The following is a 24,812-nucleotide window of genomic DNA, read 5'->3' on the forward strand; positions in this document are numbered from 1 at the left end:
GGCGAAGCATCTCTCAATCACAACGAGTTAGTTATTGACACATCAGTGGTAATTTGACTTACTGGAACATTTACTGTTTATCTGATTAATTTATTGTTTGCTGATAAAAACAAAATCACTCAGTTTCTGGTCATCACCGAATGAACCGGTGCGGGGTACCTGCTTCAGCACATCCATACTGGCAATCAGTTCCTGCAACGTAAGCACGCGGTCGGTACCACCATACGTGCGCAGTGATTCTATAAACTTTGACGCAAACGGTGAATGCTTGCCCGGAATGCCATCGGAAACATATTCCTTACCTCCGGATGTAAGATACTTTCTTGTTTTCTGACTCAGCTTACGCACCACCATTTCGGTTGGAGTATCTTCGTATGCCTCCGCACTACGGGCGCGTGCTATCTCCGGATCCAGTGTTCCGCCAAAGCAAACATCCATAGCCAGCAGAATGTGTTCACTCGGTATATTGTTGATGATGCCGCGCAACCGGTTGTGCGAGATGTAGGTAGTCTTGGCCTTGTCGTTGGCCAGTGAGTTTTTAGCTACGACATAACCTTCGCCAAAGGTCTCATCAAAGGTGCCGTGTCCGGCAAAGAAAATCAGCAACTGATCCTGCGGCTTGAACTTACGCTGGTTGTAGTCGCGCAATTTTTCAAATACCTGCTCCACATTCGGGTTCTCTACAATCTCCACTTCAAAACCATACTTCTCTTTCAGTTCACGGGCTATAGCCCGCGTGTCATCAATCGGGTTTACCAGGTCGTTCCAGTGGTCGTACTTGTCGGTAGCAAACATCAGCGCATAGTCCTTGCGGTCGATGGCCAGGGCAACGGCATCCATACCGATAATAATGGTGCGTGTGCTCGACACCACCGCTCCATCGGCATTCTCGGTTTTTATGCGAACGAAGTTGGAGCCGTTTTCAGGGATATTGATTAACTGCTTAATGGTTACTACCCGTGGGTCGGCCAGGTCAATGTTCTTCATAAACTTCTCTTCGCCCGTGGTATTATCGCCCACGATCAGTTGCACTGACTTGAGTGCGATGGAAGACGACACGGTTGCCTCGATGGTAAACCGGTGCTCCTGCGAATTGCTGTACTCAAACTGCGGGAAAATCCAACTGATGACCGGCAGGCTTGATGAGTTGGGAACGCCCTTTTTGAAATCAAGTTGCACTTCGTTGGTTTTTGATACAAACCCCTGGGCGTAGGCTGACCAACCGGCTACAGCCATTGCGAACAAAAGCATTACAGTTGTTTTCATGATTTTAATATTATGATTATCAATTGGTTTGCTCCAGGGCCGCTTGGCCCCGCATGCTCATCCAGCGCTGTGCCCAATCCGCACCTGCCACTGCCAGTCCGAAGATTGGCCAAGGCGCAGTCTGAGCATGCTGAATATTTTTGATTCATCGTATATCTCATTGCTTGCGGTTCACAACAACCCTCGAAAACTCAGGCAAATACCTGCCGTTTACTTTCAGTTTAATAATGTAGATAGCGTTGGGCATTTCACTTCCTGTACCATCGCGCGTATCCCACACGCTTACATGCGCACCCGCCTGCAACTGAGCCAGACTCAGTGTGGCTACTTTAACGCCCTTCAGATCGAACACATCCATCTCTACCTGGTATGGCCCGTTACTTTCTGCAAGAATAAATGGGATGTTCACCTCCCGGCCGGCCGGGTTAGGCCATGGCGTTCCAAGCCGGGTGCGACCGGGTATGTATTCGCCCCTATGCGTGTACACCAGTTTCAGTTCTTTCCGGTCGGTATTTGTAAATGCAATGGACGACTCCGTGCGCATGTCAAATACCCGTGCGTCTTCTTCATCCACAAGGAACAGGGCCGACTGTGCATGGGCAATGGCCCCGGCATCCCACCGCAGTTCTATCGGGCCGCTGCCGTTGCTTTCAATGGTTAGGCTCCATGCATACTCTTCGGTGATAGGCACCACATCGCGCGAAAATTTGGGCCAGAAAAACTCCGGGTGGTAAAAGTTGGTTTCCAGGTACTGCACAAACCGCGGCACGGTAACATCATCAAACCGGTCTTTACTCAAACTGGCCTGCGGATGCATGCCGATGCCGCCCAGTTCGTTCACCGCATCATCCTGCACCAGCTTAAGCGGCAGCAGCCATTTCTCAGAATCAATGTCTTTGCTGAGTTCTTCGTCATGCTTTATTCTTCCTCCTGCTGTGTTCTTTAATGTTACCGGGAAGCTGAGTGATGGCACGGCATTATCGGCAAACACAAACCCGCCTTCAAACGGTTTCATGGAGTTGACAACATCAAAACTCAGTTGATTGGAATTAAAGACTTTATAGCTGCCTACTGCCGGATTTCCGTTGGCGGCCAGCACATCATCCCAGTCGATGGCAAACGGATACGGGGTGGCAATCTGGTTCCAGCCTTGCGCCAGCGGCATTGTAAAGGGTGTTGCCTGGTTGTTGTTGGGTGTGGTGCCTGCCCCTGTTTTTACTGTTACCTCGCTTACCGAGTTGAACCAATAACTCTTGCCCCGATCGATAGCATTGATGCCCTCCTTGTAATCGGTATTTTTATTATTCTGGAAGCGCACCAGCCTCCACTTGGTTTTGTCGTAGGCACCAAGCTCGGGTACAGGCTCAAAAATATCGGCAATGCTATTCTTCGTCAGTGCTAAGGGTATCGATATAATCTGATATGACTTTTGCGTGCCACCATGCCGCACAATGGAAGTAATTGCTTGAGCAGTTTGATCAGTAAACGACTTATAAACATAGCGTATCGCAGAGTTTTCAACCGGTGGAACTGCTGTTGCGTCCGATGCCCGGATAAAGAACTCAGCCCCCAGTTCATCAAAGGCACTTGCGGGTAAGTCAGCCTCCCAAATATTACCGCTAGTATTTGACATGGATAAGGGTGCAGATGCTCCCGTACTGGTAATTTTCCTATGATACACTTCAACCGTTTTAGACCCTGTACCACCGGTAACTGTTACGCTGATGGGTACTTGAGTTTGGCCGGTAACCAGGTCGGTATAGGTTGGAATGCCAATAACCATGTTTTGTGGGCCCGGATCCGGCTGAGTTTGTACCGGTTTGATATTCGAGTAAGGTGACTCACCGGTAGCATTAACCGCTTTAACCCTGTAGTAATACGATGAGTTGGCAGTTAAGCCAGTGATCAGTTTCTCCAGCGTATTACCTTCATTGTTTGGATATCCCGTAAGGTGCGTGGAGAAATCATTTTGCGTGGATACATCAAGAATGTATGAAGCTGCTCCGTTGGCCGGATCCCACTTTGCTGTAAATGAATTGATGCCAATAGGATTCGCATCCAAAGCAAGCGGTGTGGCAGGCTTTAACAATTGAGTGGCTGTTGATGAATTGGGCGAAGTACCTCCGGCATTCCGTGAACGAACACGAACCTGGTATGTGTTACCGGCAGCCAGTCCGGTAGTTACATTCTCAGAAGTACCCGTAATAACCTTGCCATTGTAACCGGTAACAAATGTTGAGAAGTTATCCATGGAAATATCCAGCAGGTAATCCACCGCACCCAGGCTGGAAGTCCAGGCAACAGCAAACTGGGTTTGCTCAGCGCCCGTAATGTTTACTCCAACCGGAGTTGGCGGAACGGTGATTTGAGAAATGGTGTTTGAGTTAACCGACTGGCCGCTGGCATTGGCTGCACGTACGCGGTACTGGTAGGTTGTTCCGGCAGTCAACCCGGTTACCGCATCGGATGTACCGGTAACCGTTTTTGAATTATACCCGCTGACGAACGAACTGAAATTATCCAAGGAAACATCCAGCAGATAATTAGCAGCACCGGTTACGCTGTTCCAGTTGGCCGTAAACTGGAACTGACCAACACCCGATGCTGCACTGGCCGTTGGTGCAACCGGCAAGGTAATGGTAAAACCTGTAAGGGGTGAACTGGTTAGGTAGTTCACCGCCTGCCCTGCCCCGTTATACGAGAATACCGTGTAGTGATAACCTGTTCCGGCCGACAGACCCGTGTCATCAAACTGGGTAAAGTTTCCGATAGCCACAATTGTTCCATCCAGTGAATTGCCTACAGAATAAAATGTTCCATCAACCGGAATACCGCTGGAAGCTGATCCTGCTTTGCGAATAATCAGGTAGCCTGTTGGCGAACCGGTAGCTGCAGTATAGGATAACCGGAGGGATGTGGTAGTTTGAAGTGTGAAAAGGGCAGCCGTAGGCTGGGCAGTGGGTTCGGTTGCCAGGGTGGTGCGACTTGCCGGATTTCCGGTAGCGGTTGACAAGAGATAATTAGTACTTACCCCTGATCCATTCAGTTCATACACCCGGAAGTGATAAACCGTGTTGGCTGCAAGATTAGTAACGGCAACAGAATTGCCTGCACCCCTGAAAACCACTTTGTTGCCCGAACCAATATCCGTTGCGGTTGAGAAATTCGCATTGCCGGTATAGCTGGCACCATCAGCCGGGTCAACATTCACCGCGCTGCCCTGCCGGGCAAGCACCAGTCGCTCGGCACCGTTTCCGTTGGTCCAGTTTATAGAGAGTGAGTTATCCGTAAATGCAGTGAACGTAATGTTTGTTGCCTGAATGGTGGGCTCACCAATCAAGGTTGTGGCATTCGAAGGATTATTCGTGGCAGTGGTTACATTATAATTTTCTGCAGCCGAAGTTCCGTTAAATTCATACACCCGGAAGTGGTAGGTGTTACCCGAGGATAATCCGGTTATGGTAATTGGTCCTGAACCTGCACCCACCACAAAATTTCCTGTACCGATTTCACTTCCTGAACCGAAAGCAGTATTTGCCGTATACGAACTGCCATCTGCCGGATCGGCATTCACCGCTGAGCCTGCTCTGGCCACCAGCAACCGTGAAGTACCGTTGCCATTGGTAAAGTTTACGGACATCGAGTTAGGTGTTATAGAAGAGAAGTTAATACCCGAAGCCTGAGTTAATGGCTCATTGGCCAATGTGGTACGGCTGCCGGGGTTACCGGTTGCCGTTGAAGTAAGGTAATTGGCTGAAGCTGAAGATCCGTTCAACTCATATACCCTGAAATGATAAACTGTACTAGCTGCAAGATTGGTTACCGTAACGGAGTTGCCGTTACCCCTGTAAACCACCTTGTTGCCTGACCCCACATCGGTGGCCAATGAAAAATCCGCATTACCTGTGTATCCGGTCCCGTCAGCGGGATTGACACTTACGGTGGCGCCCTGTCTGGCCATTACTAAACGCTCCGCTCCGTTTCCGTTGGTCCAGTTAATGGTAAGTGAATTTGGCGCAAGGGAACTGAAACTTATGTTGGTGGCCTGGGTTGTGGGCTCATTCGCTAACGTAAACTGGTTACCTGCAAGCGGGGTTGTGGTAAAGTAATTGATGTTTCCGCCCGAACCGTTATAGGACAGGATCAGGTAAAAGTACTGTGTTGCAGGTGTGAGGCTTGACTGAGCAAACGACAGTGAGCTACCCACGTATGCTACTGCACTCCCTCCGATCGGATCATTAACTGCATAGGTTGTTCCGTCAACAGGCAAATCAGCAGGTTGTGCCGGTGCCGAACCTGCTTTCCGAATGGCAATATATCCGGAGGGTGAGCCTGTGGCTGTCGTGTACCCAACTGTAAATGATGCGTTGGTTATGCTTGTAAAATTAATGGCAGTGGGCTGTGCAGTCGGCTCCGCTGATAATGTGGTTTGCGAACCGATGCTTCCGGCAACTGAATTGGTATTGTAGTTGGTGAGCGTTCCTGTTCCATTAAATTCGAATACACGGAAGTGGTACACCGTGGCCAGTGAAAGGCCCGAAACAGTCACACTACCTGTTCCGCTTCCGACTACAAAGTTGGATGATCCCAGGTTTGGAGCCAGGGTAATGTTGTTATTGGGTGTGTAGGAAACCCCGTCAACCGGAAATACATCCACCGCACTGCCTGCCTTGGCTACCAGAAGCCTGTTGGTGCCATTGCCTGCCGAAAGATTGATTGTGACGGAACTTGTTCCAAAAGAGGTAACTGACAAAGTTCCCTGAGTTGTTGGCTCAGAAAACAAAGTTGTAGCATTACCTTCCAGTGGACTTACCGTTCGGTAGTTAGTAGCTGAGTTTACTCCGTTGTAGCTGAAGAAGTCATAAAAATACTGCGTGTTGGGGCTTAAGCCGGATTGTGTAAATGAAGTCGCACTGCCTACATGCACAACCGTGCTGGTACCGATGAAACTACCAACAGTATATACCTGCTGGTCTGTAGGTACATCGGTTGGTGATGAGCCTGCCTTGCGCAATACCAGGTACCCATCGGGCGAACCGGTGGCAGCCGTAAAACTTACATTAAGCGAAGATGATGTAATTGATGTAAAAACAGGAGTCGTTGGTTGGCTGGTTGGATCGATTGAAGTTTCAGCAAAGCGTTGCCCCCAAATTTCAATTTCGTTGTCAATAGTAGTTGTGTAATTATCATCTCCCTGCCATAGCACAAGGAATTCCCGATAACTTCCATTATAACATACTGCAGGAAGTGTTGCATTAAAAGAAGTATTTCCTGTGCCACCTGCATCGCTTAATCTGAAGTTTGATCCAACTATTACACCATCATTACGGATCAGTTGTCCGAAAATTTCAAATTCATTGTCCACCAATCCTCCCACATTATGATCACCATGCCATGTGACAAGAAATTGACTCAAATTTGGGTCATATGCTATGGCAGGAGCCGAAGCTCCAAAATTCTGAAAGCCATCTGTACCCATAAAACTAATTCTGAAAAAGTTATGGATGCTTGATACGGTTCCGGTATTACTAACAAATTGGCCGAAAATTTCAAACTCATCATTAACAAGGGGTGCGGTATCATCATCTCCACGCCACACCACCAGGTAATTGTTATTGGTAACATTATACGCAATCGCTACGTCAGTTGCTGTATATAAAGTACTGCCGGTTGGACCCATGTCGCTAATCAATACCATTGTTCCAATAGTATTTCCATGATTTGCGACAGATCCATCAACTCGTCTTATAAATACCTCATTTTGACCATCGCCAATAGCGTCAATATCCCCGTGCCATGCAATCATGTATTGATTGCTGGTGCTATTCCAGGCAACATCAGGATTAAACGCGTCATATAAAGTATTTGGATCAGGTCCCATTGTCGAAATCCTTACATTCGATCCTACCAATGTACCATTCGCTTCAAGTCCCTGGGAGTATATTTCAAATTGATTATCAGAAACATGATCAGAGTACCATGTAACAAGATATCTGTTTGAAGTAGCATTGTACGCAACTGCCGGATTAGCCGCATCAAAAGCAGCCAGGCCATCCGTATTCGTATTACTAATTCTTATTCTTGTGCCCACCAAAGAACCCGAGGTGGCGATAATTCGTTGACCGTAAATCTCGTACTCATCATTTACTAATGAACCGCTATTATCATCTCCTTGCCACACCACAAAAAATTCCGTAGAGGATGCAGCTACATCAGGACTGGAGCCTCCATAGTTTACATCTGTACTTGGGACACCCATGAAACTCACCCGAATCTCAGAACCAATCAACGCTCCAGTGGCTCCATTAACACGTTGGGCATACACTTCCTCTTTAGAAGAATTTGAAGCAGCCCAGACAACCAGGTAAATACCACCAGGGTAAGTAGCCGGGTCATCGGTTACACAATGAGCTACAGTGGCATTGTTTGCACCAAAACCAAGATCCCCGTCAGGACCAGTAAAACTTACCCGAAAATCATTTGCACCGATTTCCGGATCTACTGTTACCGGATAAACTGCGTCCACCAAATCTGAGGCAACTATTTCAATAACTGACTCAGAATGCGTTACATGCATTACTGCTGGTATTTGCCTGTGCTTATTATCAAACACAAAAACATTGCCCAGTGTAACGCTCCCCTTTTCGTTTTGCCAACTCCAGCCACTTTTAAGCGATTTGAATTCTCCTTCCGAAGATATTTTTCCCGTAAAACGGACTACACCACTCTGACTTACTGGTGGCTCGTAAAGGACAAATTGTTGTTCAATATTCTTTTCTTTAATAACATATCGCTCGGCCCAGGTGTTGTGTTCATAAAACACGGTGTCATCCCGGTAAATTGGAGAGACGCTTTTTGTGTACTCGTTAGACCAACTCCAAATTGGTCCTCCTGACGTAGGTTTAACGGTTACCCCTAACTTATCAAAATTCACCGTATATGATGGATGCTTAAGGGTTATCCCATTTTCATCACACTCCACTTTGTTTAATACTTTCCGGATGACCCATTGATCATGCCTTTGCTGAACCGAATGATTTCTAGTCGGAACATCCGAATTTGAATTTGGTTTATATCCAGCGGAGATTAACTCAAAAAGTATCGGAATGAAAACTGCTGCAATTCCGGAACAAGTATATCTGACATTGACCTTCATTGGGGTAACAAATTACAATCTAACAAGGATCAAGAGCCTCGGTATCGGGAGTAAAGCATACTACAGTAGTATCACTGTAAACGGCCGATATCACCGGACCTAAACGTATCCTGAATTTATACTGCCTTGATCCATCCGCAATTAGACTCGAAAGCAAAACATGAAAATTATGATGATTTGTATTACCGGTTGGTAATGAATACGTGCCGTGTACCGTTACAAAGTCGTTATATGACCACTCAATATGATAGTCCTTTGGTGGATTCGTGTATGTGGGGGGTGGTCCTTCAATATATACCCATGAAATTTTTACATCCGAGCCTGACTTATCAATTGCTATTATGGGTTTATTCATTGTACCATTCGCGTTCATATAGGAAGGGATACTGACCCAATTAACATTTACAGGCCCTCCGCACCCGGCATAGTTTACCGGAGAGGAACAGTTAATTGCATTTATACCACTGTTACCGGTAATAAATACATAACTGGAAACAATTTGATTAGTATTGCCATTAAAAAGCCTTACACCAATCGGAGTATTTGGCTTCATGTTGTTTATTGCAAATGCTTCACCACCAGTGCCGCATCCACCATCTCCACCGCATTGAGTATTACCAAACGGTAGATCTTTAACATGACCTGGTATATCACCTGTGATCTGAATTCTTGCACCACCAGGGTAACTTCCTGTTGGTCTTGTATCAAAACTGCAAATCTTGTAACATACAGCCACACCAGAAGCAAACTCCTCATCCATATTAAACACTGAGAAATGAGAAATCTTTGCTTCGTAAGCTGTATTTGAATTGTTTAGTGTGCCTACATTATTACCATCACGCTGCCATAGCCCGGTCTCTTTGTCATATACCAACAACGGAATGGTTGGCGGAAGTTTTTCACCATAAAGCAGCGCCAACGTATCAACCGGTATCGAAATCGTGGCAAACTTTCCCTTCTTTAACTGCAGGGGTTTTCCGTTACTGTAAAAATTTACATCTACCGCGCCATAGGTAACCATAAAGCCACGGTCACCATTTTGCATACGGGTAGTGTAATCACCTGGCATACCGTCTGGCGAATAAACGTCAACAGTACTTACCGATCCGGTTACCGGGCCTAACGATGATTTTGATGCCTGAAAAAATGTACCTCGTTGTTCGCGATCAGCCGTTGGATCTTCCAACGCATCCGGTTCAACCATTACGGTTGCGCCTCTGCGTTGCGGCCGAAATTGATCGATTGCCTGGTATGTCCGCTCAACTTCGGGTGGCGCTCCAAAAGCAATCAGCTTTCCATCTGCATCGTAAACAAAAGGAATGGTATCCAATGGACTGGAAATCCGTGAGTAATCGGGCTGAGCGGGCGATGATGTATTAGGTGCAATGTCAGTTATCGTAATGTTGTCATTTGGATTGAGTTCCTTCACAACGGTGGCCTGCTCCATTGCAATCAGTATATCGTCTGTTGTGGATGAATAGATTTTTGACACCAATCCGAAACCAAGTTTTTCAACGTTGAGCACATATCGTTGGTCTTTATTTGGCTTTGAGCAAATTTTAAATTCACCCATTTTATCCGTTTCAATGTTCCTTCCCTTTTGCCCGCCTATTGATATTTGGGCACCCTGAATCGGGTTCCCTTTTCCATCAACCACTTTGCCTGAGAAGCATTGGGTATTCTTGTCTTTAAAAAAATCGCACCGGATAATCAACAGGTTGGACATAAGGAGAACAAGAAGGGTTGCGATGATTGTTTTACGTTTCATATAAGAGGGTTAGTCTATTTAATCAATTAGGGTTTTATTGGGTCAGGTATCTTCTTCTTTCCATCATCACCACTAAGCAGCACCACCAAATAACCTGAAGCCAATACCGGTAACACTTTTAACAACAAGGGTGTCTTGCGCTTTACTGCAAAATTGCCCGTATAAACAACTTCGTCTTTATTTTTCGTATCACTTATTTTAAACCGGTAGTCTTTGCCGGGTTTGGTATCGGTAGGCAGTGTGAGCTTGTAGTTACCCACATTGGCGATATTCGAAAAGGTGGTAACCTTTTTATCGCCTTTATACAAATCGAAGTTTAAAATGTTTTGCTGCGTGCCCCCACTCCAGGTAAGCTGGTAGGGTTTGCCTCTTTTCAGCACGCGGTAATCTTCAAAACCGGTAAAGCGTACAAACGGTATGTACAGGCGGCCGCGCACTTCCAGCGCCACACTGCCGCTGAAATCTTCTCCCAACTCGGCTTTGGGGTCCCAACTAAATTTCTTGTTTAAACCCGGCTTAACCTCCAATCCAAAATCACCTGAAAGTTTCTGAAGGGGATTCAGGTAGTTATCATGCGAACCATAAACATTCAGGGTATACGTACGGCCACTAACATCATCGGTCAAGTCAAAATGAACAATTACCTGTTGATTCAACAGCTCTACCCGCTTTATTGTAAACTGCTGGGCAATGCAGAACTGGCCTGTTACCAAAAGCAGGCAAGCACTGAGGATAACCCCTAATGGAGTTGCGGAGGGTCTCATAGGTTATGATTTATGTATGAGTCAACTATTCATCCTTGTTAAGCTTTCTTATGTAGTAGATTATGTTTATTGTTTCTCTTCCATACCATTCCAAAAAGCCGGGCCCCGGCCATCTGCCGGGCGCCCGGGCTTAGCCAACCTATGAAGAGTCTTTTTTGGTTATTTCATAATGGCATACTCACAGGCCAGGTTCAGCACCGCCACGGCCTCCGCCCGCGAACAGTGGTTAAGCACCATCAGCGCCTGCACATCGGTTTCGGCATAACAGGCATTGGGTTTAACCGGTTCATCCCCTACCTTCTTCACAGGCGGCACTCCTGCGGTAATCACGGCAACGGTCAGCCCGACCAGCACTACGATAATTCTGAATCTTGCTTTCATGAGTGTCGTTTTTAAGGGTTGTTGTTGATTTCGGTAGTTAGTGTACAATTCCCCGGAAGGTCACCCGGTAATCGGTTAATTAATTTTTAACTTGAACTGGGTTACTTAACTCTATTTAATACACTAAGGGCGTATGACCGATATAGAACTCATTAATCTGATTAAAAATGACGACCCGCGGGGCCTGAGTATGGTGTACGAAACCTTCCGGTCGGAATTTGTGCATTGGATTATGCGGATACAACGCTGCGGAAATGAGGATGCCCGCGAATATTACCAGGCCTCTATTATAATATTATACGACAACGCCAAGGCCGGCAAGTTAGACGGACTGCGCAGTAGCCTGAAAACGTACCTGTTTGGCATCGGCAAAAACCTGGTGTGGCAGCGGTATCGTACCAACCACAGAGACCAGGTGATTGGTGCCGAATTTTACATCAAGAATTACCTGTTTGAAGATGGCGACAGCCAGGCCGCTGAAGAGGTGAACCTGGAAATAATAAGCCACAGTTACGACCAACTGGGCGAGCCCTGCCACGAATTGCTGGGCCACTATTATTTCGGCCGGAAAAACATGGAAGAAATATCAGCCATTATGGGTTATAAGAACCCGGAAACGGCAAAGAATCAAAAATATAAGTGTATGGAGCGGTTGCGGAAGATGGTATTTGGAAACATGCCATCGCAACCGGCCGACCCTAAACCTGTAATTGAAGAATAACCACAATAAACAACAACACGATGAACTCAAATTTACACGATATCGACCTGATTCAACGGTACCTCGACCGGAGCCTGACTGATGCTGAAAAAGTAAACCTGGAAGAAAGGCTTAAAAACGAACCCCTATTAAAAACCATGTACCTGGAGCACCAGCAACTGATAAAAGGTATCCGCTACAGCTACCTGCAAAACAGGTTGCACCAACTGCGCACATTGGAGAATGCATTGCCACAAATTCATGCTGAGAAAAAAGCCAGGCAAGTTTGGCTGGTAACCAATTGGAAACAGGTTACAGCCGTTGCGGCAACCGTGGCTTTTTTTGCAATCGGTTTTGTATTATGGAACAAGCCTGCCACCCCCCAGGAATTGTTCGCGGAGAATTTTAAATTATACCCTAACGTATTTGAGCCCATAACCCGAGGAGAAACCCAACAGTCGAAACGCACGGTAGCATTTGCTGCTTATGAAGCTGGCAACTACACCGAAGCCGCTGCACTTTTCACTGACTTGCTGGCCGAAAAAGAAGAAGCCGGCATGCTGATGCTGCTGGGCAACTGCAACCTGGTGTTGGGCAACACAGCCGAAGCCCGTAACCAGTTTATCAAACTCATTAATGATTTTGACGACCTGGACAACCAGGCCAAGTGGTACCTGGGGCTGAGCTACCTGAAAGAAGGCGATGCAAAAACCGCACAGTTAATCTTCCAGGAACTGAGCAACAGCGAGTATTCGTATTCCTCAAAGGCTAAACAATTATTGAACAAACTTGATTAACAGGCTACCCTAAAAACTCATCCCATTCGTTGCCGTGGTGGCCCGAAAGTTCGCGGAGAAATAATGCATAGGATGGTTTGTGAGGTTTGCGCAGCAGGGGCATACCCGCTTCTTCGGGGGTGTAATCTCCTTTGCGTGTGTTACAACTTTTGCAGGCAGTCACCAGGTTGTGCCAGGTGTGCTGCCCGCCTCTTGAGCTGGGAATTAAATGGTCTAACGTTAAATCTTTTTTGGTGCCGCAATACTGGCACTCAAAATTATCGCGTTTAAAAATGTTTTGCCGCGTGAGGGTTACTCCTTTATATGGAGCGCTGACATACCGGTTTAGCCGGATAACCGAGGGCATGGGAAAACTTTTGGTAACCGAGTGCAGCTTATGTCCGTTAGCAGGCCTTACCAGTTCACTCTTATTCAGGTAAACCAGTATGAAGGCACGCTGCACCGAGCACACCATCAGCGGGCTGAAATCCTGATTAAGTACCAGAACACGGTTATTCATACAGGAAAGATAAAGGCATTCCCGCACAGAAGCAATACAGGAAAATTTTAAACCGGACTATTCGGGCAACAACATTCTGCGAGCCTGGGTAAAGGAATGAGTGTAAACCCGGTTGTCGGCATTGAGAATGCCTTCTTCATCGAAATAATCAATACGGACTTTTTCAGCAACGTGAATAACCCTGTCTTCGGCAAGCAAAATCCCGGCATGGAGATTTTTATCCTTCAGATTATTAAAGAAGACAAGGTCACCGGCAGCCAAATCGCCAAAACTTTTAACCGGCCGGCCGTTATCCTGCTGGGCTGCGGTGGTGCGGCTCAGGGTGTAGCCGCAAATCTTAAATACCATTTGCGTAAAGCCTGAAGCATCAATACCAAAGGGGTTTCGGCCTCCTGGTAAAAATGGGGCATTGATATACTTCAAAGCAATGCTTTTAAGAAATTCAACATCGCGTTTTTGCCCCAGGTTTTTTGATTCACCGTTAAAGGCAAACTGCTCCTCCATTTTAAACAATTCAGCACCCGAAATAGGAATAATGCTGCCCAGTAATATCTGCAACGGACTTTTATTATACAGAATACTGGACGTGATATCGGTGGTAATTTTAAAGTTAGCGCCATTGATGTAATCAAAATGTTCGCGTGTTATCGGGTGATGTTGCGTAATATCCAGCCATCCTGCAAACTGATCGAAATAGTTTCGAATGCGGAGCCATTTGTTATCCGCACTTACTTCTATCGCTTCATAATGTTCGCCAAACAAAAGCTGGCTGGTCTGCGCTGCACCATGGCTGGGTTCGGCACGTAGCGCTACCAGGCTGAGCCGGCAAACTCCGTAATTGGTATCCGTGGTATTCACAGGCTAGCGTTTAAGTCGTTCGAGTTGTTGTTTGGCATCGCGCTCTTTAATGGCCTCGCGCTTATCAAACATCTTCTTTCCGCGGGCCAGGGCAATTTCCAGCTTAGCATAACCCCTGTCGTTTATAAACATACGCAACGGCACAATGGTTAAGCCTTTATCCTGTTTCTGTTCCAACTTCCGCAGTTCATTTTTTTTAAGCAGCAGTTTTCGTTCACGCTGAGCCTCGTGATTATAGTGTGTGCCTTGTGCATAGGGATTGATGTTAATGCCCTTGGCGAACAATTCACCGTTCGAAAAGTAACAATACCCATCCTGTAGGTTTACCTTACCCTCTCGGATGGACTTAATCTCCGTTCCTTTCAGCACCATTCCGGCTACATACTTATCGAGCAACTCGTACTGAAAAGAGGCCTGCCGGTTACGGATATTTATATCGTTTGAAAATCGTTTGCTCATCGCTGATGAATCATGCCGTTTTAAACAAAGCAGCAAGTTTTTTTCTTGGTAAAATTTTCTGGCCCGTTTTACCGGTAGCAATTAACCGGTCACCAACTCTGGCTTCGTAGGTACAAATCAACTCATTGGCTTTTAAGGATTCAACCGCTGCAATTATGGCTACAGTTTCGCCAATAAAAGCCGGGCTTTTATGGTCAATACTTAAAAATGTGCCCACCCCTTCTTCATCGTCATCACGCATATCAAGAACAAATTGCCGCGTTGTCCATTCAATCTCACGGGCCAGGGTAAATGTTGAGCATACCGGATGAACTACGTTTCCGTGGAAAGCAGCAACATCCGAGGTTTGTACCACAAAACTGTATTGTTTCGAATCTCCTTTTTTAAAAACCGGTTTCATCTATTGTGCTAACGGATAACGCGCCAACGGAACAGTATCAATCGAAGCAAACAAGCCTTGCTGATATTTGTAATGAGCTGCCATGGCAATCATGGCGGCATTATCGGTACAATACTCAAATGCCGGCAGGTAGATGTTCCATCCCAGTTTTGATGCACGCTCCTGCAATTGTGCCCGTAATGCTGAGTTTGCTGAAACTCCACCCGCAATTCCAATTTCTTTAATGCCGGTTTGTTGTGCCGCTTCCTCCAGCCTGTCGAGCAGCATACCCACCAGGTGGTGCTGTAGGCTGGCACATAGGTCGGGCAGGTTCTCTTCTATAAAATCAGGGTTAGTTTGTTTCTGATCCCGTAAAAAATACAGGAAGGCTGTTTTAATACCACTAAAAGAAAAATCCAGTCCGGGCATATCGGTTTTAGGAAATGAAAAAGCTTTTGGGTTACCTTGCCGGGCATACTGATCAATCAGCGGACCTCCGGGATATGGAAGGCCCATCAGTTTTGCTGCTTTATCAAATGCTTCACCGGCCGCGTCATCGCGGGTCTCGCCAATAATTTCCATAGTCAGGTAATCTGTAACCCGGACAAGTTGAGTATGGCCTCCGCTAACTGTAAGGCATAGGAAGGGAAAGGCCGGCTTTGGCTCCTCAATAAAATGTGCCAGCACATGTGCCTCCATGTGGTTTACTTCGATAAGGGGTTTATTCAGGGCAAGGGCCATTCCTTTGGCAAACGATGCCCCCACCAGCAAGGCGCCCATCAGGCCCGGCCCGCGGGTAAAAGCAATTGCATCCAAAGAAGATATTGAAACCCCAGCCTGTTGAACAGCCTCCTCCACTACAGCAATAATATTTTTCTGGTGGGCCCGCGAGGCCAACTCGGGCACCACACCCCCATATTTCCGGTGTACTGCCTGTGAGGCAATAATATTATTAAGTACCTTGCCGTTACAAATTACCGCAGCAGCGGTTTCATCGCATGACGATTCGATGGCAAGGATGACGGGACCCATAGTGTAACGCATGAAACTGCAAGTTATCAAAAATCAGGTATTGTATTGGCTCAAAAGCCTTGCGCTTTACGGTATCTATATCAGTGTGTTGCTCCTCCTTTCCTCCTTTTTCCTTCTGCAGATACCGGCCGTTCAAACACGCATTACCAAAGGAATTCTCTCATCTGTTTCGAACAAAACCGGTTTTAAAACTACGGTCGGCCAGGTTGAATTCTACTGGTTCGACCGGATTATGATTGAGCGTTTCGCCATTGTCGACCCGGAAGGAAACACCATGATAGGCGCACACCGGCTGCAGGTAAACTTTTCATTTAACGGGATTTTCGGTGATAAGAACATCCGTATTGATGCTGTGGCAGCCGACAGCGCAAGGGTTTTCTTAACCCGCATTCAGGAAACCGATTCAACCCGTAACCTCAACATCAATGTGTTTTCTAAACGACTCCGGAGCGCTGACAGCAAATCAACGGCAACAAGCAGCAGTATAAACATAGGCGAAGCTATTCTGCAGCATTCAACCTTTGCATATGCAACCGACCAGGACAGTGTTCCGTCAGGCTTCGATTACAATCATTTTACAGTAAACCTGCACGAGGCTGAACTGCAGCGACTTTTATTGCAGGGCGATACAGTGCAATTTAATGTGGCTTCATTCCAGGCAACTGAAACCCATAACAATTTTAACATCCGGCAACTGGAAACGTTCTTTCGTTATTCCGAGAATTGCCTGGAGTTCAGGGGACTGAACTTACAAGCCGGTAAAAGCCTAATTTCTGATACGTTGGTGTTTACGTTTGCCGATGATGATGACCTGGATGACTTTGTAAACAAAGTATCCATTCGCGCACATTTCACCAAAACCATACTCCATCCAAATGATCTGGCGTTGTTTTTTCCGGAAACCCGAATACTACCCCACCCGCTGCAGCTAAGCGGAAACATTACCGGTAGCATCAGCGATTTCCACTTTACGGATATGGCCGTTGAGACCGGGAATACCCGGCTAAACGGAACGCTGCAAATGGAGGGACTGCCGGATATTAACGAAACGTTTATTGTACTCACGCTGCAACAATCGCAGGTTGATTTTACCGACCTGGGCTTTGTTATGAATGAGGCAGTTACCAAACGGTTAAAACCCTTAGGCCGCGTAAAACTTACCGGCCAATTTCTGGGTTACCCTACCGACTTTGTGGCTACGGGCAATTTTGCCAGCAGCATCGGGCACATCCACTCCGACATAAACCTGAAATTAGACGAAAGCGATTTTGATCAATCAACGTACAGAGGCCGCCTTGCGCTAACTGATTTTCATTTAGGAAAATACCTGAACGATACAACCAATTTTCAATTGGTAAGCATGGACGGGCAAATAGACGGATACGGACTGACTTTTAACGCTGCTGATTTTACGCTCAAGGGAAGCATATCAGCCCTCGGAATAAAGGGGTACACTTATACAGCCATCGAAACCAACGCCCGGTTTGCCAGTCAGTTGTTTAAAGGCAAACTATCGGTGGATGATCCGAACCTGCAGCTGAGTATTAACGGCTCGGTTGACCTTCGCAATTCTGTTAACCGGTTTGACTTTACCGGAGTAATCGATACACTGAACCTGGATAAAATCAACCTTGCCCCCAGGCCGTTATTCATACATACAAAAATGGACGTGGCTATGCAAGGCCTGGTGCTTGACAGCCTCCGGGGTAAAGCAACACTCAGTGACATAACCGTGGTTTATAAGGACGAGTCGCTTAACCTTAACCAGATTACACTGGAAGCCCTGCGGAACCAACAACAACGAAGATTGAATTTATACACAACCGTAGCGGATGCAGCAGTATCGGGCAATTTCTATTTCTCTGATTTATTTACCGATTTGCAGCGGCTACTAAAGGAATTTTACCTGAACATTGAAAACAACCAGGAGAACATTACCGCATACTATGCCAATAAGAAACAAGTGCTTAAACAATACCATGCTGATTTTTCGATACAGTTAAAGGATATTCAATCCGTAATGGAACTTTCTGATATCCCGCTTTCGATTAGTAAAAATACCCACATTGAAGGACGTTTTTCAAACGGCCAAACCACCAATCTACAGGCCTTTACCCGGTTCGATTCAATAACCTATGGATCACAATCGTTCTTTAAAAACCAGGTTGAAATAAGTGCATCGAAAATTGCCGACAGCACCCGTACCCTGGCGATGATATACATTCAATCGGCCAGCCAACAACTTGCAAGTAACACGGTAACTGATAACCTGACGTTGGAGGCCATCTGGGACAGCCATGAAATTAATATTGAATTTGGCCTTCGGCAAAAAGATGCCCTTGCGGTTACTATGCATACATCAGTAAACTTTCTCGATAGCACCTATATCCGCTTCAGACCCTCCGCGATTAAACTGCTGGAACAAACCTGGTCGTTCGATCCAACAAACGAGATTGTAATTAAAGGAAAAGAATGGGCCTTCAGGCATGTAACCCTGACGAACCAACGACAAACCATCGGCCTGACCGGCAAGTTATCTGCTGACTCAGCACGTACGCTAACCCTGTTTGTAAAAGATTTTGACATGCAATCGATTAACCCCCTGATTGCACGCAAAATTCAGGGAATAACCAATGCCACGGTTATACTTACCAACTACTACGGCCAGCCCACTATTCAGAACAAACTAACCATCCGAGAACTTATCGTTGATGGTTTTCTTATTGGTGATATCACCGGGAATAACCTGTGGGATCCGGAGGTTAATCTTTTTAATCTTAATTTTTTCATCGACCGCCTGGGTAACCGCATTGTAAATTGTGACGGCCACTATAATCCGGCCGAAACAAGCAGCCCGCTTAACGTAACTGCCCGATTAAAACAGGCTAACCTGAAAATTTTTGAACCTTTTTTAGACGAATTGTTCAGCAAATTTGAGGGAACAATTACCGGAAATTACTCCGTTACCGGAACAGTATCCGATCCGAAACTTAACGGTTCAGGTCGTGTAGAAAACGGTGGACTGGTAATCAATTACCTGAACACAGCCTACCAATTTAATGGCCTTATCGGGCTAACCCCATCATCCATTTATTTTGAGGAGGTTAATCTTACCGATGCATTTCGTAATCGCGGAGAACTGCAGGGCACGATTACACATTATAATTTCGGAAACATGGAAGTAAACCTGGTGGCAAAATTTACCGACTTCCAGGTATTAAATACCACCGCCCAGGACAATACCCTGTTTTATGGCCAGGCCTATGCAACGGGCGATGTTAGCATTACCGGCCCGGTTAATAACCTTAAAATAACCGCCAATGCCACCACCCGAAAAAACACAAAGCTGTTTATTCCTGTTAGCGGAATGACAACTACTGAACAAAAAGACTTTATCACCTTTGTTAGCTTTACTGACTCAACCTACCTGGTGAACCAGCAAAAAGAAATCGACAAGCGGATAAACCTGACCGGTTTAACAATTGATTTCAATATTGATGTTACCCCGGATGCCTACTGCGAAATCATTTTCGATCTAAAGGCCGGAGACATCATACGCGGCCGCGGTACCGGCAAACTTAAACTGCAACTCGATACCCAGGGCGAATTCAACATGTTTGGCCCTCTTGAGTTTACTGAAGGCTGGTATAACTTTACACTCTACGACATCATTAACAAGGAATTTCAGGTTAAACCAGGCAGCCGCATCACCTGGTATGGCGATCCCTACCAGGCCGTTCTCAACATTGATGCAGCCTATAACCAATTGGCTTCGCTTGCCCCTATACTGTCAGATCCAACACTTAGCGAAGTCACACAAATCAAGCGCAAATATCCTGTTCAGGTATTATTGAAACTGGAGGGACCCATGCTGGCACCGCAAATTACATTTGATATTGATGCGAAAGACCTTCCAAAATCCATACCCGTTGATGGCCGGCCTCCGGTAGCGTTGGATCTGGAATTCTACTCGTTCAAAAGCAAGATGGACGAACAGGAATTAAAGAAGCAGGTATTCAGCCTGATTATTCTGAGAAGGTTTTCGCCCCTGGAATCCTCTATCAGCATGAGCGGATCAGTTGCCAACAGTGTAAGCGAACTACTCTCCAACCAATTAAGCTACTGGATGAGCCAGGTGGATGAAAATCTGGTTATTGATGTTGACCTGGGCACCATGGATCAGGAAACCTTTAACACCTTTCAACTCCGGTTATCATACACCTTTCTCAACGGGAGGCTTCGGGTAACCGGTGACGGCACCTTTAACAACCAACCCGGTTCAACCACCTCCGGCAATCAGCAGAGTAATGCAGCGCCCGTTGCCGGTGACTGGACTGTGGATTACCTGCTTACGCCCGATGGAACATTCAAGGTAAAAATGTTTAGCCGTACCAATGTAAACCAACTCGCTACCAATACAGCCAACCAAACTACCCTTACCACCGGTGTGAGCCTGATGTACACCCGCAGTTTTAATGAATTAAAAGACCTGCTGAAAGCCAGCCGAAACAGGAACTTACGCAAACCGGAAGAAGACACCATCGATGAACCGGCTAAAGAAAATGAAGGCAACTAATTTTTTTGTTTTTACCTGGCTTTCATTATTACCGGTATATGCCCAGGATTCGACAACCGTAATTAACCAAAAACGACTTTATACGGTACTCATTGCGGGTGGTGCAGGTTATACAGCCACACTCATCGGGCTAAACCAGCTCTGGTACGCCCAAAGCGAAAGGCAATCCTTCCGGTTCTTTAATGATAATAAAGAATGGAAGCAGGTGGATAAGGTGGGGCATTTTTTTGCCGCCTTCCATTTCAGTTCAGCCACTTCGGCAACATTGCAATGGAGTAACATAGAAAAGCATAAAGCCAACCTTTGGGGATCGGTTACCGGATTTCTCATCCTGCTGCCCATTGAAATACTGGATGGATTTTCAGCCGATTATGGCGCATCCGGTGGCGACTTATTGGCCAATGCCGCAGGGTCTGCCTTCTTTCTGGGACAATCATTAATTTGGAATGAGATACGAATCCAACCCAAGTTTTCCTTCCAACGTACCGGCTACCCCGCCCTTCGTACAGACGGAACCCTGGGTACGGGAATGCCCAGCGAAATCATTAAAGATTATAACGGGCAAACTTACTGGCTCTCGGTTAACCTTGATAAATTCCTTCATTTTCCAAAATGGCTCAACCTTGCTTTTGGGTATGGTGCCCACGAAATGGTATATGCCCGTGATCATGACAACCAGGCTGCCGGCTACAATGCCTTTCGCCAGTATTATGTTGGCCTTGATTTCGACCTTTCACACATCAGAACAAAATCAAAAGTTTTTAACACCATCCTATTCCTTGTTAATATGGTCAGGCTGCCGGCTCCGGCCTTTCAGTTTTCAAAAAATGGAACCAGCTTTCGCCTTTTTCAATTCTGAAAATTGTACTTTTTTTCTACCTTCCAACCCATTAAACCTTCTTGTTATGAGCATCCTTCAGGCTGTTAAACAATATGCCGACCAGATTGGCGGCACATTTACCGATTATGATCACACCAAAGGTATTATCGTTGTGCCCCTGAACAACGGGCGCTTTCAAACAGTACTGGTGGTTATTGAAAAGAGTAAAACGTCAGGCAAAGAGCGGGCTGTATTCATCTCAAAGGTTACTGAATACAATGCGTCAATTGATGCCTACGATTTACTTGTTCAGAATGGCCATTTTGATTACAGCAAGTTTATTATAGATGAGGGCCAGATTAAGGTTGTAGCCTCGAGCCTTGTCGATACAACAACCGCTGATGACGTTAGATACATGGTTCAGGAAGTGGCTCAACTTGCCGATCATTACGAATTGAAGTTTACCGGTAAAGACATACACTAAACCATACTAACCACCATTTCGTTATTTTTGCATGAGCAAGCCGGCTTACCGCCCTGCCTGTGGCAGGGAGGAAAGTCCGGGCAACTTCAGGAAGCATACCCCGGGAAAGCCGGGGGGTTTGGCGGAAAGCGCCAAATACAGATAGTGCCACAGAAAAAAGGTAGCCCTGACGGTTACCGTCAGGGTGATAGTGAAAAGGCGGGGTAAGAGCCCACCGCCCCGGTGGTGAACATCGGGGGCACGGAAAACCTTATGCGTTGAAAGGTCAAATAAATCCCGGCTTTGAATTTCCTGATTCAACTCCGACTTGCCTCGGATGCCGGATGGGTAGACCGATTGATCCCGCGCGCAAGAGCGGGACCAGATAAATGGTAAGCCATCCGCATGTTGCGGAGGACAGAACCCGGCTTACAGGCTTGCGCTATAAACCTTCCGGAAACAACCGGAAGGTTTATTTTTAAATGAATTTATACCCTATGGCTAAAATTCTGATTGTTGACGACATGCCGGCTATCCGCGCCTCCCTTCGCGAAATACTGGAGCACGAAGGGCACGAGGTACTGGAAGCCAAAGATGGTGAAGAAGCACTAAAAGTACTGGAGCAGCACGAAATTGCTGTTGCCTTTTGTGATGTAAAAATGCCTAAGCTAGATGGTATTGAGGTTTTAGAACGCGTAAAAAAAGCAGGCCTACCTACGGCTTTCATTATGATTTCGGCACACGGCACAAAAGAAACAGCACTTGATAGCATCAGGCGTGGCGCGTACTTCTTTATTCAAAAACCTTTTGAAAGTATTGAAACTATTCTGATTCATCTTCGGAATGTGCTTGAACGAAACAGTTTAAGAGAAGAGAACCGGGTGTTGAAGAAGAAAATCAACAAAGACTGTGCAATCATTGGAGAATCCGAGGCCATCCGGCAGGTAAAGGCGATGATTGAAAAGGTTGCCCCCACCGAAGCCCGTGTACTAATTACTGGTCCTAATGGTTCGGGTAAAGAATTAGTGGCCCGTCAGATCCACCAACAAAGCAGGCGTGCCGATATGCCCCTGGTAGAAGTAAACTGTGCGGCCATCCCATCTGAACTGATAGAAAGCGAATTATTTGGCCACGAAAAAGGATCATTTACCTCAGCCATTAAACAGCGTATCGGCAAATTTGAACAGGCCGAAGGAGGCACCTTGTTTCTTGACGAAATCGGGGATATGAGTCTATCAGCTCAGGCCAAAGTGCTTAGAGCCTTGCAAGAAAATAAAATTACCCGGGTGGGTGGCGAAAAAGAGATTACCGTAAATGTGCGGATTATTGCTGCCACCAATAAAGACCTGAAAAAAGAGATTACCGAAAACCGGTTCAGGGAAGACCTGTATCACCGGTTAAGCGTAATTGTGATTAAAGTACCCGCCCTGGCCGACCGGAAGGAGGATATCCCGCTTTTAGCAGATAAGTTTCTGACAGACATAGCCGATGAGCACGGTAATAAAAAGAAACGAATTAGCCAGGAAGCATTAAAAGCCTTAAAAAACTATGGTTGGACCGGAAATGTTAGAGAGTTACGTAATGTTATTGAGCGACTCGTGATTATGTCAGGAGAGGAAATTACCTCGAAAGATGTAGATGATTTCCTGTAAGGAAATTAGATTCGCTTTTCAGTCGATGGACGGGCAGGAACGTCTTTCTTGCTGTACGTAGGACAGGTGTATTGGCTGCAGGCAGAGATAAAACCGGCCAAAAGGAGGAAAATAACAAGCTTTTTCATTCAACGTGGCTTTTGATTGAAACAAAAATAGAACAGTTCGGCAACAAAACAAATTCAACGTACTTTTTTACCGTTAATCGTAAAATCCGGCTATTCAACCAGCAGGTTACAGCCCCGTATTTCAGCATTATCCAGGCGGCCCAGCACCTCAAATGAACCATCCTCAAATACAATACCCATATCAGCGGTTTCAATAAACGCTGCCGTGTGAATATTAGCCAGGTCAATAACGTTAAGGCCACCGGTTTTGTTTTGCTGGCCTACCTGCAGCGGGTCGGTCATATCCCTTGCCATAACCCGCATCCAGGGCGGGCATTTAAACCGGGCACCTCCTCCGGTATAAGCCTGCGACAGCAATTCGGTCATTCCGTATTCTGAAAAAATCCGCTCCACGTGCAATCCCTGCTTTAAAGCCTGGTGAAGTTCCTCGCGGGTTATTTCCCTTCGCCTGCCCTTCATTCCACCGGTTTCAAAAACAAGGCAATTACTAAAATCAGGCGCTACCTTTTCAGCCAGGTCCAGCAAAGCAAAGGAAACACCCCATACCACAATTTTGCGCTTACCTTCATCCTGCAATTTCATTACATCATCCACTAACTGAGTAAAGTTGTTCAGGTAAAAACCGGAACCCTGAAGGCCGGATAATTCAATAAAATACCGAATCATAGACACCAGCGATGAATTTGAGCGCTCCAGATACGAGGGCAGCAAGGCCAGAAAGTAATGGTCGGTTAAAGACCCGAAAAAATACTCAAAACACAAACGGGCGTTATTGTGGTAGAAAGAAGCATCGCAAATATGGTGACTGCTGGCAGCCGTTCCGGTTGTACCACTGCTGGTAAAAATTGTTTCCTCATTCCAGTTACCGGTTTTCACCGGATGGGTCTTAAAAAAATCGATTGGCAGAAAAGGGATTTCATGGACAGCATTTACTTCCTGTAATTTTATGCCAAGGGCTTTAATATATTCACTGTAAACAGGGTTATATAATGCCTGGTAACGGAACACAGAAAGTGCAATATTTCCGAAAGTTGCTTCGTTAACTGTGTATATTTGAGATTGAAAACTATTAGGCTTTTCCAAGTGTTGATAAGCGATAAAGGTGTGTCAGACT

General features: G+C 46.1%; 17 protein-coding genes and 1 other RNA gene. 7 read left to right on the top strand and 11 right to left on the bottom strand.

Annotation, left to right across the window (positions count from 1 at the left end; genetic code table 11):
• Window positions 1–90 precede the first annotated feature (90 nt).
• The 5 genes from HRU69_13400 to HRU69_13420 form a co-directional block, all read right to left on the bottom strand.
• Window positions 91–1,266 carry a caspase family protein gene (locus HRU69_13400; protein QOI98426.1) on the bottom strand — a complete coding sequence of 392 codons (1,176 nt, stop codon included), beginning with the start codon at window positions 1,264–1,266 and terminating at the stop codon, window positions 91–93.
• A gap of 157 nt (window positions 1,267–1,423) precedes the next feature.
• Window positions 1,424–8,248: a fibronectin type III domain-containing protein gene (locus HRU69_13405; GenBank protein ID QOI98427.1), complete on the bottom strand. Its 6,825-nt coding sequence runs from the start codon at window positions 8,246–8,248 to the stop codon at window positions 1,424–1,426.
• Between the two features lie 193 nt (window positions 8,249–8,441).
• Window positions 8,442–10,190, bottom strand: a complete 1,749-nt coding sequence (locus HRU69_13410; GenBank protein ID QOI98428.1) for a carboxypeptidase regulatory-like domain-containing protein — start codon at window positions 10,188–10,190, stop codon at window positions 8,442–8,444.
• A 26-nt stretch (window positions 10,191–10,216) separates the two neighbouring features.
• Window positions 10,217–10,954, bottom strand: coding sequence for a hypothetical protein (locus tag HRU69_13415; GenBank protein ID QOI98429.1), 738 nt, complete (start codon window positions 10,952–10,954; stop codon window positions 10,217–10,219).
• A 159-nt stretch (window positions 10,955–11,113) separates the two neighbouring features.
• Window positions 11,114–11,335 carry a hypothetical protein gene (locus tag HRU69_13420; GenBank protein QOI98430.1) on the bottom strand — a complete coding sequence of 74 codons (222 nt, stop codon included), beginning with the start codon at window positions 11,333–11,335 and terminating at the stop codon, window positions 11,114–11,116.
• 133 nt (window positions 11,336–11,468) lie between these two features.
• On the opposite strand from HRU69_13420, the gene HRU69_13425 reads away from it, so the two are divergent.
• Together HRU69_13425 and HRU69_13430 are read left to right on the top strand one after the other, a co-directional pair.
• Window positions 11,469–12,056, top strand: coding sequence for a sigma-70 family RNA polymerase sigma factor (locus HRU69_13425; protein QOI98431.1), 588 nt, complete (start codon window positions 11,469–11,471; stop codon window positions 12,054–12,056).
• 20 nt (window positions 12,057–12,076) lie between these two features.
• Complete coding sequence (locus HRU69_13430) at window positions 12,077–12,832, top strand: tetratricopeptide repeat protein (protein ID QOI98432.1); 756 nt, start codon at window positions 12,077–12,079, stop codon at window positions 12,830–12,832.
• Window positions 12,833–12,836: 4 nt separating this feature from the next.
• Here HRU69_13430 and HRU69_13435 read toward each other — a convergent pair whose 3' ends face one another.
• The 5 genes from HRU69_13435 to tsaD are packed head-to-tail and all read right to left on the bottom strand — an operon-like array spanning window position 12,837 to window position 16,059.
• The gene (locus HRU69_13435; protein ID QOI98433.1) at window positions 12,837–13,331 is read right to left on the bottom strand and encodes an HNH endonuclease; all 495 of its coding nucleotides are present in this window, start codon (window positions 13,329–13,331) and stop codon (window positions 12,837–12,839) included.
• Window positions 13,332–13,388: 57 nt separating this feature from the next.
• Window positions 13,389–14,189 carry a C40 family peptidase gene (locus HRU69_13440; GenBank protein QOI98434.1) on the bottom strand — a complete coding sequence of 267 codons (801 nt, stop codon included), beginning with the start codon at window positions 14,187–14,189 and terminating at the stop codon, window positions 13,389–13,391.
• Between the two features lie 3 nt (window positions 14,190–14,192).
• Window positions 14,193–14,648, bottom strand: coding sequence for an SsrA-binding protein SmpB (smpB, locus tag HRU69_13445; protein ID QOI98435.1), 456 nt, complete (start codon window positions 14,646–14,648; stop codon window positions 14,193–14,195).
• A 10-nt stretch (window positions 14,649–14,658) separates the two neighbouring features.
• Window positions 14,659–15,048, bottom strand: coding sequence for a hypothetical protein (locus tag HRU69_13450; protein ID QOI98436.1), 390 nt, complete (start codon window positions 15,046–15,048; stop codon window positions 14,659–14,661).
• On the bottom strand, window positions 15,049–16,059 hold the full coding sequence (tsaD, locus tag HRU69_13455) for a tRNA (adenosine(37)-N6)-threonylcarbamoyltransferase complex transferase subunit TsaD (GenBank protein QOI98934.1): 1,011 nt from the start codon (window positions 16,057–16,059) through the stop codon (window positions 15,049–15,051).
• 10 nt (window positions 16,060–16,069) lie between these two features.
• Between tsaD and HRU69_13460 the strand changes: the two genes are divergently transcribed.
• The 5 genes from HRU69_13460 (at window position 16,070) to HRU69_13480 (ending at window position 23,570) form a co-directional block, all read left to right on the top strand.
• Window positions 16,070–20,635 carry a translocation/assembly module TamB gene (locus tag HRU69_13460; GenBank protein QOI98437.1) on the top strand — a complete coding sequence of 1,522 codons (4,566 nt, stop codon included), beginning with the start codon at window positions 16,070–16,072 and terminating at the stop codon, window positions 20,633–20,635.
• Window positions 20,622–21,494, top strand: a complete 873-nt coding sequence (locus HRU69_13465; protein ID QOI98438.1) for a DUF2279 domain-containing protein — start codon at window positions 20,622–20,624, stop codon at window positions 21,492–21,494. Before HRU69_13460 ends, HRU69_13465 begins: the two co-directional genes overlap by 14 nt.
• A gap of 46 nt (window positions 21,495–21,540) precedes the next feature.
• Window positions 21,541–21,939 (top strand): hypothetical protein, encoded by a 399-nt coding sequence (locus tag HRU69_13470; protein ID QOI98439.1) that lies wholly within the window; start codon window positions 21,541–21,543, stop codon window positions 21,937–21,939.
• A 32-nt stretch (window positions 21,940–21,971) separates the two neighbouring features.
• Window positions 21,972–22,366: RNase P RNA component class A (rnpB, locus tag HRU69_13475), an RNA gene on the top strand.
• A gap of 49 nt (window positions 22,367–22,415) precedes the next feature.
• Entirely contained in the window at window positions 22,416–23,570 is a 1,155-nt protein-coding gene (locus tag HRU69_13480; protein ID QOI98440.1) for a sigma-54-dependent Fis family transcriptional regulator, read from the top strand.
• Window positions 23,571–23,788: 218 nt separating this feature from the next.
• Here the strand turns inward: HRU69_13480 and HRU69_13485 are convergent, their stop codons facing one another.
• Window positions 23,789–24,781, bottom strand: a complete 993-nt coding sequence (locus HRU69_13485) for an acyl transferase (protein ID QOI98441.1) — start codon at window positions 24,779–24,781, stop codon at window positions 23,789–23,791.
• Window positions 24,782–24,812 lie beyond the last annotated feature (31 nt).

This window comes from Flammeovirgaceae bacterium (assembly GCA_015180985.1).
GTDB lineage: Bacteria > Bacteroidota > Bacteroidia > Cytophagales > Cyclobacteriaceae > UBA2336.